Annotated in this window: 14 protein-coding genes; 2 read left to right on the top strand and 12 right to left on the bottom strand. The window is 66.3% G+C overall.

Going from position 1 to position 16,124, the window contains the following annotated elements; translation table 11 throughout:
- Positions 1-74 precede the first annotated feature (74 nt).
- The 5 genes from BMZ79_RS18610 to BMZ79_RS18590 form a co-directional block, all read right to left on the bottom strand.
- Positions 75-1,160, bottom strand: coding sequence for an AI-2E family transporter (locus BMZ79_RS18610; protein WP_090642389.1), 1,086 nt, complete (start codon positions 1,158-1,160; stop codon positions 75-77).
- Between the two features lie 169 nt (positions 1,161-1,329).
- Positions 1,330-1,530, bottom strand: coding sequence for a cold-shock protein (locus BMZ79_RS18605; protein WP_090642387.1), 201 nt, complete (start codon positions 1,528-1,530; stop codon positions 1,330-1,332).
- A gap of 297 nt (positions 1,531-1,827) precedes the next feature.
- Positions 1,828-2,892 (bottom strand): ThiF family adenylyltransferase, encoded by a 1,065-nt coding sequence (locus BMZ79_RS18600; RefSeq protein ID WP_090642712.1) that lies wholly within the window; start codon positions 2,890-2,892, stop codon positions 1,828-1,830.
- A gap of 265 nt (positions 2,893-3,157) precedes the next feature.
- The gene (gene add / locus BMZ79_RS18595) at positions 3,158-4,180 is read right to left on the bottom strand and encodes an adenosine deaminase (protein ID WP_090642386.1); all 1,023 of its coding nucleotides are present in this window, start codon (positions 4,178-4,180) and stop codon (positions 3,158-3,160) included.
- 211 nt (positions 4,181-4,391) lie between these two features.
- Positions 4,392-5,282: a LysR family transcriptional regulator gene (locus BMZ79_RS18590; RefSeq protein ID WP_090642384.1), complete on the bottom strand. Its 891-nt coding sequence runs from the start codon at positions 5,280-5,282 to the stop codon at positions 4,392-4,394.
- A gap of 189 nt (positions 5,283-5,471) precedes the next feature.
- On the opposite strand from BMZ79_RS18590, the gene BMZ79_RS34320 reads away from it, so the two are divergent.
- Both BMZ79_RS34320 and BMZ79_RS18580 read left to right on the top strand, forming a co-directional pair.
- A complete protein-coding gene (locus BMZ79_RS34320) occupies positions 5,472-5,612 on the top strand; it encodes a hypothetical protein (protein WP_256252829.1) in 141 nt (46 codons plus the stop codon).
- A gap of 362 nt (positions 5,613-5,974) precedes the next feature.
- Positions 5,975-7,333, top strand: coding sequence for an outer membrane protein assembly factor BamB family protein (locus BMZ79_RS18580; protein ID WP_177222200.1), 1,359 nt, complete (start codon positions 5,975-5,977; stop codon positions 7,331-7,333).
- 331 nt (positions 7,334-7,664) lie between these two features.
- On the opposite strand, the gene BMZ79_RS18575 is transcribed toward BMZ79_RS18580, so the two are convergent.
- The 7 genes from BMZ79_RS18575 to iolG form a co-directional block, all read right to left on the bottom strand.
- Positions 7,665-8,684, bottom strand: coding sequence for a LacI family DNA-binding transcriptional regulator (locus tag BMZ79_RS18575; RefSeq protein ID WP_090642380.1), 1,020 nt, complete (start codon positions 8,682-8,684; stop codon positions 7,665-7,667).
- Positions 8,685-8,748: 64 nt separating this feature from the next.
- A complete protein-coding gene (locus BMZ79_RS18570) occupies positions 8,749-10,203 on the bottom strand; it encodes a CoA-acylating methylmalonate-semialdehyde dehydrogenase (RefSeq protein WP_090642378.1) in 1,455 nt (484 codons plus the stop codon).
- Positions 10,204-10,381: 178 nt separating this feature from the next.
- Positions 10,382-11,383, bottom strand: coding sequence for a 5-dehydro-2-deoxygluconokinase (gene iolC, locus BMZ79_RS18565; protein ID WP_090642377.1), 1,002 nt, complete (start codon positions 11,381-11,383; stop codon positions 10,382-10,384).
- A 3-nt stretch (positions 11,384-11,386) separates the two neighbouring features.
- Entirely contained in the window at positions 11,387-12,226 is an 840-nt protein-coding gene (gene iolB, locus BMZ79_RS18560) for a 5-deoxy-glucuronate isomerase (RefSeq protein WP_090642375.1), read from the bottom strand.
- Positions 12,223-13,131, bottom strand: a complete 909-nt coding sequence (iolE, locus tag BMZ79_RS18555) for a myo-inosose-2 dehydratase (RefSeq protein WP_177222199.1) — start codon at positions 13,129-13,131, stop codon at positions 12,223-12,225. Before iolE ends, iolB begins: the two co-directional genes overlap by 4 nt.
- A 30-nt stretch (positions 13,132-13,161) precedes the next feature.
- Positions 13,162-15,021: a 3D-(3,5/4)-trihydroxycyclohexane-1,2-dione acylhydrolase (decyclizing) gene (gene iolD, locus BMZ79_RS18550; protein WP_090642373.1), complete on the bottom strand. Its 1,860-nt coding sequence runs from the start codon at positions 15,019-15,021 to the stop codon at positions 13,162-13,164.
- Positions 15,018-16,055, bottom strand: a complete 1,038-nt coding sequence (gene iolG / locus BMZ79_RS18545; protein ID WP_090642372.1) for an inositol 2-dehydrogenase — start codon at positions 16,053-16,055, stop codon at positions 15,018-15,020. The genes iolD and iolG overlap by 4 nt, the downstream gene beginning before the upstream one ends.
- Positions 16,056-16,124 lie beyond the last annotated feature (69 nt).

Raw genomic sequence — 16,124 nt, 5'->3', positions numbered from 1 at the left:
ACCTTAAACGGCCCGCTCCTTCGCAGCATGCCAAAAAGCAACGTTCCTCGGGAACCGTTGCTCCGGCCGGCGGCTCAGTCCACGAGCTCTTCCACTTTCTCCGCCAAAAACAGGTTGTACACGCGCACCACGATGATCTTCACGACCATGTACGCCGGAATGGCGAGAATGACGCCGAGAATCCCGGCGATGTCGCCCGCTACGAGCAGCAGCACGATCGTCGTCAGCGGATGGATGTCCAGCCGCCGGCCGTAGATGCTCGGGGACAGCACGTTCCCCTCGATCTGTTGGGCGATGATCGTCACGACCACGACCCAGAACGCCATCGTCGGCGACACGGTGAACGCGACGATGATCGACGGGATCGCGCCCAGGATCGGCCCGATGTACGGAATGATGTTGAGGAAGAACGCCGCGATCGCGAGCAGCAGCGAATACGGCAGCCCGATGATCAGGAAGCCGATGTACAGCATGACCGCGAGCAGGCACGTGATGATGACCCGCCCCACGATGAAGCCGCTGAGCGCCCCGTCGATCTCCTTCAGCACCTCTTGTCCGTCCTTGCGGTACCGGCGCGGCACGACGTGCAAAATCGATGCCGGGATGTGGTCGCTCTCCTTCAACATATAATACAGGATGATCGGCACGGTGGCGATGATGATGACGAAGCTGGTCACGACCGACACGACGTTCGTCACGTAGTCCGAAGCCGCGGTAATGGCGTCGTTCAGGTACTCCGACAGCTTCGTCGTGAGCTCCGACTCGTCGCCCGCGAAGCTCGAGAACACCGGGCTGTGCTGCAGCTGGGTCAGCTGGTACCGGAAACCGTCGATCAGCTCCGGCGCGCCCTTCACGAAGTTTTCCAGCTGCGTCTGCAGCGTCGGCCACACGACCGCGGCGAAGATGCTGAGCAGCCCGGCGAGCAGAACATAAATGACCAGAATCGCGAACACCTTGCTCATTTGCCGCCGGACCAACACGCTCACGACCGGCCGGAGCAGGTAGTAGAAGAACCCCGCGAGCATGAACGGCACGATGAGAATATTGAAGATCGTGAGGAGCGGCTTGAAGATAAAGCTGATCTTCGCAGTCAAATACACGATCAGAAGCAGCGCGATGATCACCAGGCAAATCCGAAAAAACCCTTTTTGCAGCGACATGGCCAACCCCCCCGGCTTGTACGGACAGTCTGAAACGCATTACCCCTTTATTAACCGGTTCGGATCCCGGCTGAAACAGGGGCACCGTCTCCGAAAGGGCGCCACGCGTGCAAAAAAAGAACAGCCCCGCGCAAATTGCGCGGGGCTGTTCGAACCGAAACGGTAAAACTTACAGTTTTACGACGTTTTCAGCTTGAGGACCACGGTTGCCTTGAACAACGTTGAACTCAACGCGTTGGCCTTCGTCAAGCGTTTTGAAACCTTCGCCTTGGATCGCGGAGAAGTGTACGAATACGTCGTTGCCGCCTTCGACTTCGATGAAGCCGAAACCTTTTTCTGCGTTAAACCATTTAACTGTTCCTTGTTGCATGGGGAATTACCTCCAAAAATTAAATTAACATGTACTTTTTATTCGTGGTAGCGAAATAAAAAAATCACACATTGAAAAACGTACCATTCACAAAATGACACCCTTTTCAATATGTGAATTCGGGGTTTTTTGATTAAGGTCATAGTAACATATCTGATTTTGAAATGCAATGAGCTTACAAGCTTTTACAAAAATTTGTGGGCGTTCCGAAAATCCGGCGAAACTGGCAACGACCGCTTGCCTTTGCTATTATACGCGGCCGCTGCCCATAATATACACGCTTCCGCCGAAAATGAATCAAGAACCGATGTACCGGTCGTACAGCGACTGCGCCCTGGCGAGATCCTCCGTGCCCTGAACGAGCACGCGCCCGTCGGGGAACACGACGAGCCGCTCGCCCTCCGGCAGCTCCGCCCGCAGCAGGTACGGGTTCGCCGTCACCGCGCAGGAGCGGCTCAGCCGTTCGCGCGTCTCCGCGAGATCGAGGCTCCGGCGGCCGCCGATCTGCACCGTCTCGCGGCCGCACAGCGTCACGGGAAGCGCGGCGTCCTCCGCGTTCAGCGACGGATAGCGCCGCAAGCCGCACGTCGGGCACGTCGGGCTCGGCTCCGGCAGCCGCATGTCCATCGTGCCGTGCCGCCAGACGTCCATCGACAGCAGCCCCTTCCGCAGCGACGCTTCGTCGCCGACGAGCAGCTTGAGCGCCTCCACCGCCTGCAAGGAGGCGACGATATCGACGATCGGCGAAATCACGCCGACGGTGTCGCACGTGTCGCCCGCGCCGTCGCCCCCGCCCAGCAGGCAGCGCAGGCAGGACGTCCGGCCCGGCACGAACGCCGCGGTCATGCCGCTCGAGCTGACGGCCCCGCCGTAGACGAACGGAATGCCGTGCTTGAAGCAGACGTCGTTCACGAGCAGGCGCGTGCCGAAATTGTCCGTCCCGTCCAGCACGAGGTCGGCATCGGCCAGCAGCGCTTCCGCGTTCGACGCCGTCAGGTGCGCCACGACCGGCTCGATCGCGATGTCCCCGTTGATCATGGCGAGCCGACGCTCCGCCGCGACGACCTTCGGCCGCGCCTGCAGGACGTCGTCCTCGTCGTACAGCATCTGCCGCTGCAAATTGCTCCGCTCGACGTAATCGCGGTCGATCAGCCGCAGCCGCCCGACGCCCGCCCGCGCCAAATGGTTCGCGATCACGGTGCCGAGCGCGCCCATGCCGACGACCGCGACCCGCGCCGCCTCGATCTTGCGCTGGCCGTCTTCGCCGATCGGCGCGAACAGCATCTGGCGCGAATAGCGCTCGCGCCGCCGGCGCTCCTCTTTTTCCGTCTCCCGCCGCTCCGCCGAAGCGCCCGTCTCCATGCCCATGCTTCCCCTCGACTCCTCTCGCCGCGCGCCGGCTTGTCCGCCGCCGGCCGCGCATCGCCTTTTTCCGTTAGTATACGGGACAACCGGCCGGGAAGTCGACTCCCGGGAGGTTATCGGGGCCGGTCGCGGCCCGCGGGCGCGGACGTCCGACGCCCGCTACGCCGGCTGCGTGCCCGGCACGGGCCGCTCGCGCTGGCACCGGCGCGCATTCTCGACGACCGCCGGGCACCGGCCGCTCCATCCGCGTCACCCGCCGTTCTTACAGCCGCATTGCCGCCAGTTCGTCGTCGATCCGCTTCGTCAGCGCCCGTTTCTCCGTCTCTCCGAGGAACGCCGCCCGCGCGCCGTTTCGGATCAGGACGGCCAGCTCCCGGTCCGAGAAGCCGAACTTCTCCGCGACGATGCCGTATTCCCGCGTGATGTCCGTCCCGGATACGCCCGGATTGTCCGTGTTCACCGTGACGACGAGCCCCCGGTCGAAATAATCGCGGATCGGGTAGTCGTCCCAGCCGTTCACCGCTTTCGTCTGAATGTTGCTCGACGGGCACATTTCGAGCGGAATGCGCCGCTCCAGCACGCGCTGCAGAACGGCGGGATCCTCGCGCAGCCGCACGCCGTGCCCGATGCGCGACGCGCCGAGACGCTCCACGGCCTCGAGCACGTTTTCGGCCCCGCCCGCTTCGCCCGCGTGGATCGTGACGGGCAGCCCGCGCTTATCGGCGAGCGCGAAGACGTCGCGGAACCGATCCGGAGGATACGCCGCCTCGTCGCCCGCCAGATCCACCGCGACGATCCCGCGCCCGGCGTACCGGGCCGCCGCCTCGACGACCTCCAGATTGGCGGCGCGGTCGTGGTTCCGCATGCAGATCGCGATCGCCCGGCCTTGGATATCGAACTGCTTTTCCGCCCGCTTCAAGCCCTCGGTCACGTAATGGACGGCCTCTTCCGCGCGCATCCCCTTCAGGCGGTGCAGCTGAGGCGCGAAGCGGACCTCGGCGTAGCGGCAGTTCTGCGCGGCCGCCTGCTCCAGCGTCTCGAACGCCGCGCGCTCCAGCGCCGCCCCGGACTGCAGGAACCGGGTCGTGAACGCGAATTTGCTTAGATATTCCGGAAGGCTGCGGCAGTCGTCGTCCGCTTGCATATGGGGCAGGAGCCCCGCTTCCGTGGCGGCCGGCAGCCCGATGCCCTCGGCCGCGGCGATCGCGAGGACGGTGGCCGGACGCAGGCTTCCGTCGAGATGGACGTGAAGATCGACCTTGGGCAGCGCATGCCATCGATTCATGAACGGTTCCTCCCTATTTATCGCGTTATATCGGCGCGAGCGCGATGCGGCCTTCCTCGATAGCGCCGAAGCCGCTCCGGGCGCCAAACGGCAATCCCGGGCGTGATCGCCGTACGGCTCGTTTTACCCCTATCTCCCGGCCGGACCCCCGGATACGCCAACAGGCAGCCCCCCCCGCCGTCACGGAATTCCGCCTGTCTTTGCCCGCCGTTTACACGGTTTGCGCCTCATGGCCCTCCGTGAGCAGCTCGATGAGATGCTTCATCGGCGTCGTCATGTATTTGCGCTTGCGGTATATCAGCTGCGTGTAGAAAGAGAGGTCCTCCATGCAGAGCGGCACCGTGCACAGCTGCTCCTTCTCGAGCTCCGACTGGATCGCGATGCGCGGGATGAGCGCGATGCCGAGGCCGTAGACGACGCACTGCTTGATCGCTTCCATGCTGCCGAGCTCGTAGGCGAGCCGGTACGGAATTTGCCGCGTCCGCAGCTCCCGCTCGAGCGCCGCGCGGTAGGTGCAGTCCTGCTCCGTCATGATGAACGACTCCCCGCTCAGCTGCCGCCACTCCACCGCCTTCAGCTTGGCGAAGGGATGGTCCGCGCTGGCCGCGACGACCATCTCTTCCTTGCGAATGACGATGCTGTCCAGCTCCGGATCCGCGAGCGGAACGTCGAGCAGAATGCCCATGTCGGCCTCGCCGTCCCGCACCGCCTGCTTGACCCGCTCCTCCTGCGCCGGCTCCAGCAGCACCTGCACCTGGGGATACATCCCCCGGAACCGGTGGAGGTACCTGGGGAGCAGGAACGCCGCCATCGTTTCGATCGAGGCGATGCCGAGGGCGCCGCATTCCTGCCGGCCGACGACGGATTTGGACTCCTGGAAGAGGTCGGCGATCTGGTTCGCGTAGAGGAGCAGCTGCTCGCCCGACTGCGTCGGCCGCATCCGCCGCCCGAAGCGCTCGAACAGCACGACGCCGTATTCCTGCTCCAGCTTCTGGATCTGCGTCGTGACGCTCGACTGCGCGTAGCCGAGCTGGTCCGCCGCTTTCGTGTAATTTTGCCACTTGGCCACCTCGCGAAACGTGAGGAAATGCTGAATGTCCATGCCCGCCAACCCCCTTGACGCATCGAAAAAACCGATCGTAGTTATCGAATATTATAGATAACTGCCAATCTGAAGTACATGATAAACTTTCCTTCGAGCAGGGAGGAAATGAGTTCCAAAACTGCAATTCATGTGTCAACGGAGTGATCGAACATGTTAAACCACTACGAGCATCAAAAATTGGCGGAAATGAAAGAAGACGAACTCCGCCGGCGGGCGTCCGGGCAATGGATGCGGGAGCCCCGGAACGGCGGCAACCCCGCCGCGGCCGCGCAGCCGAAAGGCATGCTCCGGCGAATCCAGGCCGTGCTGGCGGCGCTGTTCGCATGAGGGCCGCGCGACGCCTAGACCGACGACCGAGCCGCCGTTACACGCCAGACGAATAACGCCGCTTTCCGGTACGACCGTACCCGGAGAGCGGCGTTTTCTGCGTTTATTTGGGAGGCGGCTTGGTTGGAATGAGCCCCCGGGACGACGACGACGGCGCTTTGCGGGCGAAGCATGGAACCGGTGCGGGGCGGCTCGCGGGGAAATGCGGCGGTTCACGGGGAACATGGCGGCATGCGGGCATCAATAAAATCCCTGCGCTTGCAACCTTTTACAAATCGGACGCGTTTGAGAAGGCATATTCGGGCCTAGTGCTCGCTTGAACGAATAGCAGATTACAATTCAAGGAATGGATGGTGCGCGCGATGACAACGAACAGCATGTGGAGGACGACGGCGGCGCTCGGCTTGGCCGCGGCGATCGTTATCGGGGCGATGCCCGGCGGACAGCCGGCCGCCTACGCCGAACAGCCGGCGGTGAGCAGCGCTACGCCGATTTACGGCCCGCAGGCGTCCGCGCCGGTCGTCAAGCCGGCCTGGCAGCTGCCCCTGGCGAAGTTTCAGCAGGACGGCCGGACGTACACGGCCGCGCTCGCCGAGGAAGGGCGCGTGTTCGCGCTCGTGACGGGCGGGCAGCTGGCCGCCTACGACGGCGCGACCGGGAAGCGGCTGTGGAAGTACGGCGCGGGGCTGAAGCCGCTGCTGACGTACGACCGGGGCGTTGTATACGGCGCGGCGAAGGACGGCTCCGTCTACGCGGTGGGCACGAACGGCGCCAAGAAGTGGACGGCGGGCATTCGCGCGGACCAAGCGGGCAGCATCGAACCCATCGGCGACACGGTCTACGTCACGCAAAACCTGACGCTCTTCGCGCTCGACCGGGCGACCGGCAAGCTGCGCTGGAAAACGACCGAGACGGGCGGCCAATACGAGGCCGGCCTGACCGGCGTGACGGTGTCGGACGGCGTCGCGCTGCGCAGCTACATGGTGCAGGGCGCGCTGTCCTCGAGCCAGATCAACGCCTACGACGCGAAGACCGGCAAGCAGCTGTGGACCGCGTTCCGCCAAGGCGCCCCGCTCGCCGCGAAGGACGGGCTCGCCTATTCCGTCATGGACACGTTCATGGTCGGCGACGACGACCCCGTCAACAAGAGCCTGCATATCGCGGTGCTGAGCCTGAAGACCGGCGCCAAGAAAGGCGAGCGCGTCTACAAGTGGACGACGCAGCCCGAGCTTCCGGGCCAATACCGCTTCGGCGGCGCGTACGGCTCGGCGTTCCTCGACGGGAACGACCTGTACGTCTACCAGGACCAGGCCGTGGCCAGATACGATTTCGCCGCCTACGCCGCGGACGCCAAGCCCGTTCAGCGCTATGCCGCCCCGAACGGACGGGATTACCAGCCGCTGTACCGGGTATACGGCGGCCGGCTCCTGTACCAGAACGTCCACGATCACGGCATCCTGGCGCTGAAGACGGCAAACGGGCAGTTCGTGACGTACCCCGGCGGCGTCCAGCCGGTGCAAACCGATCTGTTCGGCAACGGGCTCTACGTCGCCCGGGCGGACGGCACCTTCGACGCGTACGATTTCGCGGCGCTGAAGCCCGCGTTCACCGTGAAGCTCGGCTCGCGGGATTTCGAGCCGACGCTGAAGTCCGGCGCGCTCGCCTACGTCCGCGCGGGGGGCACGCTGTACGCGGTGAAGCTGCCGGCGGGCTTGCGGTAAGGCGGGGCGGGGGGCGGGACGCGGCTGGGGGGATGACCGATCGCATCGGTCACCGCGCCTGCTGCCGTCGCGATTCGGGCCTACCGCTCGGGCCGGGCCGGCTCGGCCGTCCGTTCCAGGCTGGTCGGCGACGCGCCGCCTGCCGCCGCGGACACCGCGCTGCTTCGCCAAGCCGCGTGGAACAGGCCCGCCGCCAGCGCAGCCCTTGCGACCGCATCCGGCCAGTCTGTCGCCGGGCGCCCGCGCCGGTGGCGGTCACGCCAAAAAGACCTTCCGCAGCCATGTTTCCATGGCCGCGGAAGGTCTTTTCGCTTCCCGCGCGGCGTCTCGCTCACGCCCCCGCGGCGCCGCCCGGCGCCTGCGTCGACGCGCGCACGACCAGCTCCGGCAGCAGCACGACGCGCTGGCGGGCCGGCTCCTCGCCGCCCATCTGCTTGTGCAGCAGATCCACCGCCTGGCGGCCGAGCTCGCGGATCGGCTGGCCGACCGTGGTCAGCGCGGGGTCGATGATGCCGCACAGGAACGTGTTGTCGAACCCGACCACGGACAGCTCGCCGGGCACCGGAATGCCCCGCGCCCGCGCCGCCTGGATCGTGCCGATCGCGAGCAGGTCGTTGCAGGCGAACACCGCCGTCGGGCGTTCCGCCGCGTCCAGGATGGCGCCCGCGACGTCCATGCCCGACGCGACCGAGAAATCGCTGACCGCGACCCGGCGCTCGTCGAACGCGGCGTCGTGCGCCGCCAGCGCCGCCCGGTAGCCCTTCAGCCGCTGGCGCGAGCTCTCGAGGTCCATGCTTTCGACAATGATGGCGATGTCCCGGTGGCCGAGCCGCAGCAGATGCGACGTCGCCAGCAGCCCGCCCATGTAGTCGTCGACGAGCACGGTGTTCACCGGCGAACGCGGCACCTCGCGCGCGATGACCGTCACCGGCAGCTTCCGGTCCGTGAGCAGGTCGAGCGATTCCGGATGCGCGAGGCCGGTGGCGAGCAGGACGCCGTCGACGCCCTTTTGCTGCAGGAAGGTGAGGTAGTCGCGCTCCTTCTCCACGCGGTTGTCCGTGTTGCAAATCACGATATTGTAGCCCAGCTCGTGCGCCCGGTCCTCGATGTTCCGCGCCAGCTCGGCGAAATACGGATTCGAGATGTCCGGCAGCAGCAGGCCGAGCATGTAGGTCTTCTTGCTCGAAAGCGCCGTCGCCACGAGGTTCGGGGCGTACCCCATCGCCTCCATGATGTCCGTGACGCGCGCCCGCGTTTGCTCGCTGATCTTGCCCGTCCGGTTGATGACCTTGGACACGGTGGCGATCGAAACGCCCGCCTCCCGGGCGACGTCGTAAATCGTCGGCTTCATGCGTGAACGTCCCCCGTTTTTTATGCTCATCGTATCATAGGTCGGGCGCGGTCCGCCATGACGCCTAGTAACGGGCCACGATCATTTTCTTGCGGGTGTAGAACTCGACGCCGTCCTTGCCGTTCGCGTGCAGGTCGCCGTAGAACGACTTCTTGAAGCCGGAGAACGGGAAGAACGCCATCGGCGCCGGCACCCCCACGTTGATGCCCAGCATGCCCGCGTCGATCGTCTCGCGGAACTGCCGCACGGCGCCGCCGTTCGTCGTGAACAGGCAGGCGCCGTTCGCGAATTCGGATTCGTTCGCCCACGCGACCGCGTCCTCCAGCGTCTCGACGCGGACGATTTGCAGCACCGGCGCGAAAATCTCGTCCTGCCAAATCTTCATGTCCTGCGTCACGCCGTCGAAGATCGTCGGGCCGACGAAATAGCCCGGCCCTTGCGCGGCCGGCGCTTCCCGGCCGTCCAGCACGAGCGTCGCGCCTTCTTCGAGGCCCTTCTCGATATAGCCGAGCGTGCGGTCCTTGTGCGCGCCGCGGATGACCGGGCCGAGGAAGACGCCCTCGTCGAGGCCGTTGCCGATGGACAGTCCTTCGGCGCGCTCCTTCAGCTTGGCCACGAGCGCGTCGCCCGCCCCGCCGACGGCGACCACGACCGAGCACGCCATGCAGCGCTCGCCGGCGGAACCGAAGGCCGCGTTCGTGATTTCCTTGACCGCGAGGTCGAGGTCCGCGTCCGGCAGGACGATGGAGTGGTTCTTGGCGCCGCCGAGCGCCTGAACGCGCTTGCCGTGCGCGGCGGCGGTCTTGTAAACGTACTCCGCGACCGGCTGCGAGCCGACGAAGGAGATCGCCTTGACGCCCTCGTGCTCGAGCAGCCCGTTCACGACGTCATGCGCGCCGTGCACGACGTTGAACACGCCGTCCGGCAGCCCGGCTTCCTTGAACAGCTCCGCCAGCCGGTTCGCCGTGAGCGGCGTCCGCTCGGACGGCTTCAGGACGAACGTGTTGCCGCAGGCGATGGCGAGCGGGAACATCCACGACGGCACCATCATCGGGAAGTTGAACGGCGCGATGCCGCCGACGACGCCGATCGGATAGCGGTACATGGCGGATTCGATGCCCGTCGCGATGTCCGGCAGCACGCTGCCCATCATGAGCGTCGGCGCGCCCGCCGCGAACTCGACGCATTCGATGCCGCGCTGCACTTCGCCGTACGCCTCGCCGTAGCTCTTGCCGTTCTCGAGCGTGACGAGCTTCGCCAGCTCGTCCCAATGCTCCACGAGCAGCTGCTGGTATTTGAATAAAATCCGCGCCCGCTTCGGCACCGGCGTCTGGCTCCAAGCCGGATAAGCCGCCTTCGCCGCCCGGACCGCTTCTTCCAGATCCTCGCGCGCGGACAACGGCACGTTCACGAGCGTCTCGCCCGTCGCCGGGTTCGGCACCGCCTCCGACCGTTCGGAACGGGACGGCACGTAGCGCCCGCCGATATAATTGGCTACCGTTTGCATGCTATCAGCCATTTCTCTCCACTCCTATCGTAAAATCCTATCTTAAAAACCAATGGAAAAACGAACGCTTGCCGGCGCTAGGCGTTTGCCTCCGCGAGGCGCCCGCCGCGCGCCGATGCCGAGCGGCGCCCTCGCAAAAGCCGACAAGCGCGTCGCCGCGACGAACCGCCGCGTCGCCGGCCTCCGCTTGCTACACTTCCAGCGCGCCGACCATGCGCAGCACGTCCTCGACCTGCGCCCGCGTCGGCATGGCGTCCGAGCAGCTGTGGCTCGAGACGACGATGTGCGCCGCCGCCGCGCCGTAATCCTGGCACTTCGGCACCGGCCAGCCCTGCTGCAGGCCGTACAGGAACGCGCCGGCGAAGGAATCGCCCGCGCCGAACGTCTTGACGACGTTCGCCGGGAACGTGCGGCCCGGGAACACGCCGCCGTCCGCGTCGTAGGCGACCGAGCCGTCGCCCCCGCGCTTCACGACGACGAGCTTGGCCCGATGGCCCAGCCAGCGGGCGACGACCGCCGCTTCGTCGAACGGCGCGTCCGTCTTCGGCTCCAGCAGCGAGAATTCCTCGATGCCGCCGAAGATGACGTCCGCCTGCTCGGCCGCGAGCGCGCAGTACGTTTGAATCTCGTCGCGGTTCGCCCACGTGTACGGCCGGTAGTCGATGTCGTAGACGACCGCCGTGCCGTGCTTGCGCGCGTAGCCGATCGCCGCGAACACCGCTTCCCGCGAAGGGCTCGCGGCCAGCGCCGTGCCGGAGACGACGAGCGCCTTGGCGGAGGCGATCAGCTCCTCGCCGACTTCGCCGGGCGTCAGCTTCAGATCGGCGACGTTATCGCGGTACATGAGGATGCTGCAATCCGTCGGCGATTTGATTTCCGTGAACGCGAGGCCCGTCACCGCGCCCGTCGCATCGTCCACGACCGACGTCGTGTCGATGCCCGCCTCCTCCAGATAGCGCCGGATGAAGCGGCCGAAGCCGTCGCTCGCGATTTTCCCGATGAAGCCCGTCTTGGCCCCGAGCCGCGCGAGCGCGACCGTGATGTTCGCCGGCGACCCGCCGAGATAACGGGTGAACGTGACCGTCTCCTCGAGCGGCCGGTGAATCTCATTGGCGTTCAAATCGATGCACAGACGGCCGATGCTGACGAAATCCAGCGCGCGGCCCTCCGGAAACGCGAATCCGCTGCTCATCGCTCAAGCCTCCTCCTTCGGTTCCGGACTGGATGCCGGCTTCGGAAACAGCCACTCGTGCGCCGGATCGTTATGGAATTTCCACGTCCGGACCGGACCGGCCATGACGTTCAAGTAATAGCTGTCGTAGCCCGGCGCGGCCGACACGGGATGATAGCCGCGCGGCACGAGCACCGCTTCCCCGTCGCGCACCGTCAGCGTCTCGTCGAGCGAGCGGTCGTCCGTGTAGACGCGCTGCACCGCGAAGCCTTGGCCCGGGTTCACCCGATGGTAGTACGTTTCTTCGAGATAGGACTCCGCCGGCAGGTTGTCTTGGTCATGCTTGTGCGGCGGGTAGCTGGACCAGTTGCCGGCCGGCGTGAACACTTCCACGACCAGCAGGCTGTCCGCCGGCTCGCTCTCCGGCAAAATGTTTTGCACCCGGCGCGTCATGCTGCCGTAGCCGCGCGGCTCGACGCCGACCCGCTCCGGCGCGATCAGCCGGGCCGGAAGCCCGCCGCCGAGGCCCGGCGCGAGGCACACCGCCAGCTCCACGTCCGTCACCGCCGTGATGCGGCAGCTCTGCTGCTCGGGCACGTACACCGAATACGGCGGCGTGCCTTCGAAGATATCCATCCGCTTGCCGATGCCCGGCCAGCGCTGCCCGCCCGCCTCCGCGTCGGCCAGCCCGCTCAGCAGCACGAGGCACGCTTCCTGCGCTTCCGTCTGCCGCTCCAGCGTCTGCCCCGGCTTTAGCCGGTACACTTCGAAGCCGACATGCGTCCAGCCGGCCGACGCCGGGGTGACGCGCAGCACATTGCCCGCTTCGTCCGGCTCCGCCGGGCGCACGATCAGTTCGCTCATGACTTGACGCCTCCTTGCTGCAGCAGCGCCTGCACATGCGCCTTGCCCCGCGCGGCGTAGTCGACCGGATCGGCGATGGCCGGATCCTGCTCCGCTTCGAGAATCATCCAGCCCTCGTAGCCGTTCGCGTCCAACCGGCCGAGCACCGCCGCGAAGTCGACGCAGCCGTCGCCCGGCACCGTGAAGACGCCTTTCCGGACGCGGGTCAGGAAGTCCCAGTTCTCGCGGCGCGCCTGCTCCAGCACGTCCGGCCGGACGTCCTTCAGGTGCACGTAGGCGATGCGGTCCTTGTATTGCTCCGCATAGACCGCGGGATCGCCGCCGCCGTAGACGGCGTGGCCCGTGTCGAGCAGCAGGTGCACGAGCGACGGGTCGGTCGCCGCCATGAGCCGCTCGATCTCCCGCGGTCCTTCGACGACCGTGCCCGCGTGGTAGTGATAGACGAGCTTCATGCCGAGCTCGCTCGCGATCGCGCCGGCGGCGTTCAAGCCCTCCGCCAGGTTGCGCCACTGCTCGTCGCTTAGGATGACGCGCGCTTCGAACGCGGGATCCGCGTGCGGCGCGCCCCACACCTCGCAGGTGACGATGTGGCTCGCGCCCGCTTCCTTCAGGAATTCCGCGTGGCGGCGGTATTCGGCCAGCTCTTCCTCGCGGAAGGCCGGGTCCGCGAACCGGACGCCGCGCCACCAGGACCCGAGCTTCAGGCCGTGCGCGGCCAAGGCGTCGCGGACGCCCGCGGCGGATTGCGGGAATTTGCGGCACATCTCCGTGCCTTCGAAGCCGAGCGACGTGAAGTCGCGCATTAAATCCTCGAACGTATAATGGTCGCCGAGCTCGTGCATGTCCTCGTTGACCCAGTTGATGGCGGAAATGCCGAGCCGTACCCGTTCTGCGATCGGACGCATGCTATCCTCTCCTTATCGTTCGTATTCTGGTTAGATCGGCCGAGCTTGGCTGCGGATCTTGGCGTTCGCCTCGTGCGCCGCCGTGACCTTCGGGCTGACGGACACCGCCGCGCCGTCGACGCGCCACCACGATTCGTAGCCGTCCGTGTTCGTGCCCGGCAGCACCTGCATGTGGACGAGCGTCGAGCGGTCCGAAGCGGCCGCCTGCTCCAGCGCCGCGCGCAGCGAATCCGCGTCGTGCGCCGCGAACGCCGCGCAGCCCAGGCTCGCCGCCAGCGCGCGGAAGTCGATCGGCAGCGGATCGCCGCCGAGGACGCCTGCTTCCTTATAGCGGAACTCGTTGCCGAAGCCGTCGCTGCCGTGGCCGCGCTGCAGGTTGTGAATGCATTGGAAGCCGTGGTTGTCGAAGAGCAAGACGTTGATTTTGCGCCGCTCCTGCAGGCTCGTCACGAGCTCGGAGTGCAGCATGAGGAAGCTGCCGTCGCCGACGAGCGCGTACACTTCGCCTTCCCTGCGGGCCAGCTTCGCGCCGAACGCCCCGGAGATCTCGTAGCCCATGCAGGAGAAGCCGTATTCCATATGGTAGGTTTGCGGCTTGCCCGGCCGCCACAGCCGGTGCAGGTCGCCCGGCAGGCTGCCCGCCGCGCAGACGATGACGTCGTCCTCGCCGATGAACTCGTTGATGACGCCGAGCGCGCGCGTCTGCGTCAGGCCGTCCCCGCGCTCGAGCGCGTACAGGGCGTCCACTTCCGCGTTCCACTCCGCCTTGCGCGCCGACAGCGCCGCGCAGTCGTAGTCGGCGCGGTAGCCCTGCTGCGTCAGCAGGCCGGCCAGCCCTTCCAGCGCCAGCTTCGCGTCCGCCACGAGCGCCGTGCCGTCGAGCTTATGGGCGTCGAACGCCGCGACGTTGACGCACAGCAGCTCCGCTTCCGGGTTCGCGAACGCCGTCTTGGACGCGGTCGTGAAGTCCGACAGCCGCGTGCCGACCGCGATGACGAGATCCGCCTCGGCGGCCGTGCGGTTCGCCGCGAGCGTGCCGGTGACGCCGACCGCGCCGAGGTTCAGCGGGTGGTTCCACGGCAGGACGCTCTTGCCGGCCTGCGTCTCCGTCACCGGAATGCCGAACTGCTCGGCGAACTTGCGCAAGGTTTCGGTCGCGAGCGCGTAGTGGACGCCGCCGCCCGCCACGATGACCGGGCGCTTCTTGTCCGCGATCAGCTTCGCCGCGCGCGCCAGCGCCGAGGACGACGGCGGACGGCGGTCGATGCTGTGCACCCGCTTGCGGAAGAACGCCTCGGGATAATCGTACGCTTCCGCTTGGACGTCCTGCGGCAAGGCGATCGTGACCGTGCCCGTGTCCGCGGGATCCGTCAGCACGCGCATCGCCTGCGCCATCGCGCTCATCAGCTGCTCGGGGCGGGTAATCCGGTCCCAATAGCGGCTGACCGGCTTGAAGGCGTCGTTCGCCGATACCGTGTAGTCCATCGGATGCTCGAGCTGCTGGAGCACGGGATCCGGCTGGCGGTCGGCGAAAATATCCCCCGGCAGCAGCAGCAGCGGAATCCGGTTCACCGTCGCCGTCGCGGCGGCCGTCACCATGTTGAGCGCGCCCGGCCCGATGGACGAGGTGCAGGCGTAGATCGCGAGCCGGCCGCTCTGCTTCGCGTACGCGGCGGCGGCGTGCGCCATCCCCTGCTCGCTTTTGCCTTGAATGAAGTCAAGCGAGCCCCGGCCGCGCTCCAGCGCCTCGCCGATGCCCGTCACGTTGCCGTGGCCGAAGATGCCCATCACGCCCGTGACGAATTTGCGTTCTTCCCCGTCGATCTCCACGTACTGGGCGTCCAGGTACCGCACCAGCGCTTGCGCCATCGTCAAACGAACCGTACTCATGTCGCGGAAGCCTCCTTCAAGGAATCGATCACTTCGGAAATCTTCACCGGACGGCCTTCGCGCAGGGAGATCCCCGCCGCGCGCGCCGCCAATTCCGCCTGCAGGCCGTCGCGGCCTTGGACGGGCACGCTGCCCTCGCCGCGCACCGCCGCGAGGAAATCCTCGATCTCCCGCACGTAGGACGCGCTATAGCGCTCGAGGAAGAAATACTTCGGCTTCTCGCCGTGGATGCCCGTGCCGTCGAAGACGCGGACGTTGTTCGGATAGTCGTTGTCCGCCGTCAGGCAGCCGTCCGCGCCGAAGACTTCGACCCGTTGGTCGTAGCCGTAGCACGCCTTGCGGCTGTTGTCGATGGTGCCGAACGCGCCGTTCGCGAATTTCAGGGAAATCATCGCGGTGTCGATGTCGCCCATCTCGCCGATCGCCGGATCGATGAGCACGCCGCCCATCGCGTACACCTCCGTGATCTCGCTGCCGCTCAGGTAGCGCGCCATGTCGAAATCGTGGATCGCCATGTCGAGGAACAGGCCGCCGGACGTCTTGACGTACTCCGGAGCCGGCGGGTTCGGGTCGCGCGACGTGATCTTGACGGCGTGAACGCCGCCGATGCGTCCTTGCTCGACGTACGCCTTCACCTGGCGGAAGTTCGGGTCGAAGCGCCGGTTAAAGCCGATCTGCAGCGGCACGCCCGCGCGCTCCGCCGCTTCGATGGCCGCGTACGTCCGCTCGAGCTCCAGCGAGACCGGCTTCTCGCAGAAGATCGCTTTGCCGGCCTCGGCCGCTTCGGTAATGATGTCCACGTGCGTGCCCGTCGGGGAGCAGATGAGCAGCGCGTCGATCTCCGCGTCGCGCAGCAGCTCGCGGTAGTCGCCGCTTATTTTCGGGATGCCGATGCCGGCCGCCCATTCCCGGGCCGGATCCGGGAACAGGTCCGAGATCGCGACGATCCGGACGCCGCTCATCCGGACCAGATTTTCCGCGTGCAGGCGGCCAATCCGCCCCGCGCCGATAATGCCAATGCCAATCGGTTTCATGTCGTGTTACCGCACCTCTCCTAAGGGGTTGATTGCCGACTCGCAGCATGCCGTCGGCGCCTGGCCGGG

Source organism: Paenibacillus sp. UNC496MF, from assembly GCF_900113915.1.
In the GTDB taxonomy this organism is placed as follows: domain Bacteria; phylum Bacillota; class Bacilli; order Paenibacillales; family Paenibacillaceae; genus Paenibacillus_Z; species Paenibacillus_Z artemisiicola.
Note: the sequence above shows the minus strand (reverse complement) of the source record. Positions and strands in the feature narration are given on the sequence as shown.

What these genes read in the sequence shown, in the direction of transcription:
- BMZ79_RS18610 (WP_090642389.1), bottom strand. Translation starts at nt 1,160, where the DNA reads ATGTCGCTGCAAAAAGGGTTTTTTCGGATTTGCCTGGTGATCATCGCG.
- BMZ79_RS18605 (WP_090642387.1), bottom strand. Translation starts at nt 1,530, where the DNA reads ATGCAACAAGGAACAGTTAAATGGTTTAACGCAGAAAAAGGTTTCGGC.
- BMZ79_RS18600 (WP_090642712.1), bottom strand. Translation starts at nt 2,892, where the DNA reads ATGGAGACGGGCGCTTCGGCGGAGCGGCGGGAGACGGAAAAAGAGGAG.
- add (WP_090642386.1), bottom strand. Translation starts at nt 4,180, where the DNA reads ATGAATCGATGGCATGCGCTGCCCAAGGTCGATCTTCACGTCCATCTC.
- BMZ79_RS18590 (WP_090642384.1), bottom strand. Translation starts at nt 5,282, where the DNA reads ATGGACATTCAGCATTTCCTCACGTTTCGCGAGGTGGCCAAGTGGCAA.
- BMZ79_RS34320 (WP_256252829.1), top strand. Translation starts at nt 5,472, where the DNA reads ATGAAAGAAGACGAACTCCGCCGGCGGGCGTCCGGGCAATGGATGCGG.
- BMZ79_RS18580 (WP_177222200.1), top strand. Translation starts at nt 5,975, where the DNA reads ATGACAACGAACAGCATGTGGAGGACGACGGCGGCGCTCGGCTTGGCC.
- BMZ79_RS18575 (WP_090642380.1), bottom strand. Translation starts at nt 8,684, where the DNA reads ATGAAGCCGACGATTTACGACGTCGCCCGGGAGGCGGGCGTTTCGATC.
- BMZ79_RS18570 (WP_090642378.1), bottom strand. Translation starts at nt 10,203, where the DNA reads ATGGCTGATAGCATGCAAACGGTAGCCAATTATATCGGCGGGCGCTAC.
- iolC (WP_090642377.1), bottom strand. Translation starts at nt 11,383, where the DNA reads ATGAGCAGCGGATTCGCGTTTCCGGAGGGCCGCGCGCTGGATTTCGTC.
- iolB (WP_090642375.1), bottom strand. Translation starts at nt 12,226, where the DNA reads ATGAGCGAACTGATCGTGCGCCCGGCGGAGCCGGACGAAGCGGGCAAT.
- iolE (WP_177222199.1), bottom strand. Translation starts at nt 13,131, where the DNA reads ATGCGTCCGATCGCAGAACGGGTACGGCTCGGCATTTCCGCCATCAAC.
- iolD (WP_090642373.1), bottom strand. Translation starts at nt 15,021, where the DNA reads ATGAGTACGGTTCGTTTGACGATGGCGCAAGCGCTGGTGCGGTACCTG.
- iolG (WP_090642372.1), bottom strand. Translation starts at nt 16,055, where the DNA reads ATGAAACCGATTGGCATTGGCATTATCGGCGCGGGGCGGATTGGCCGC.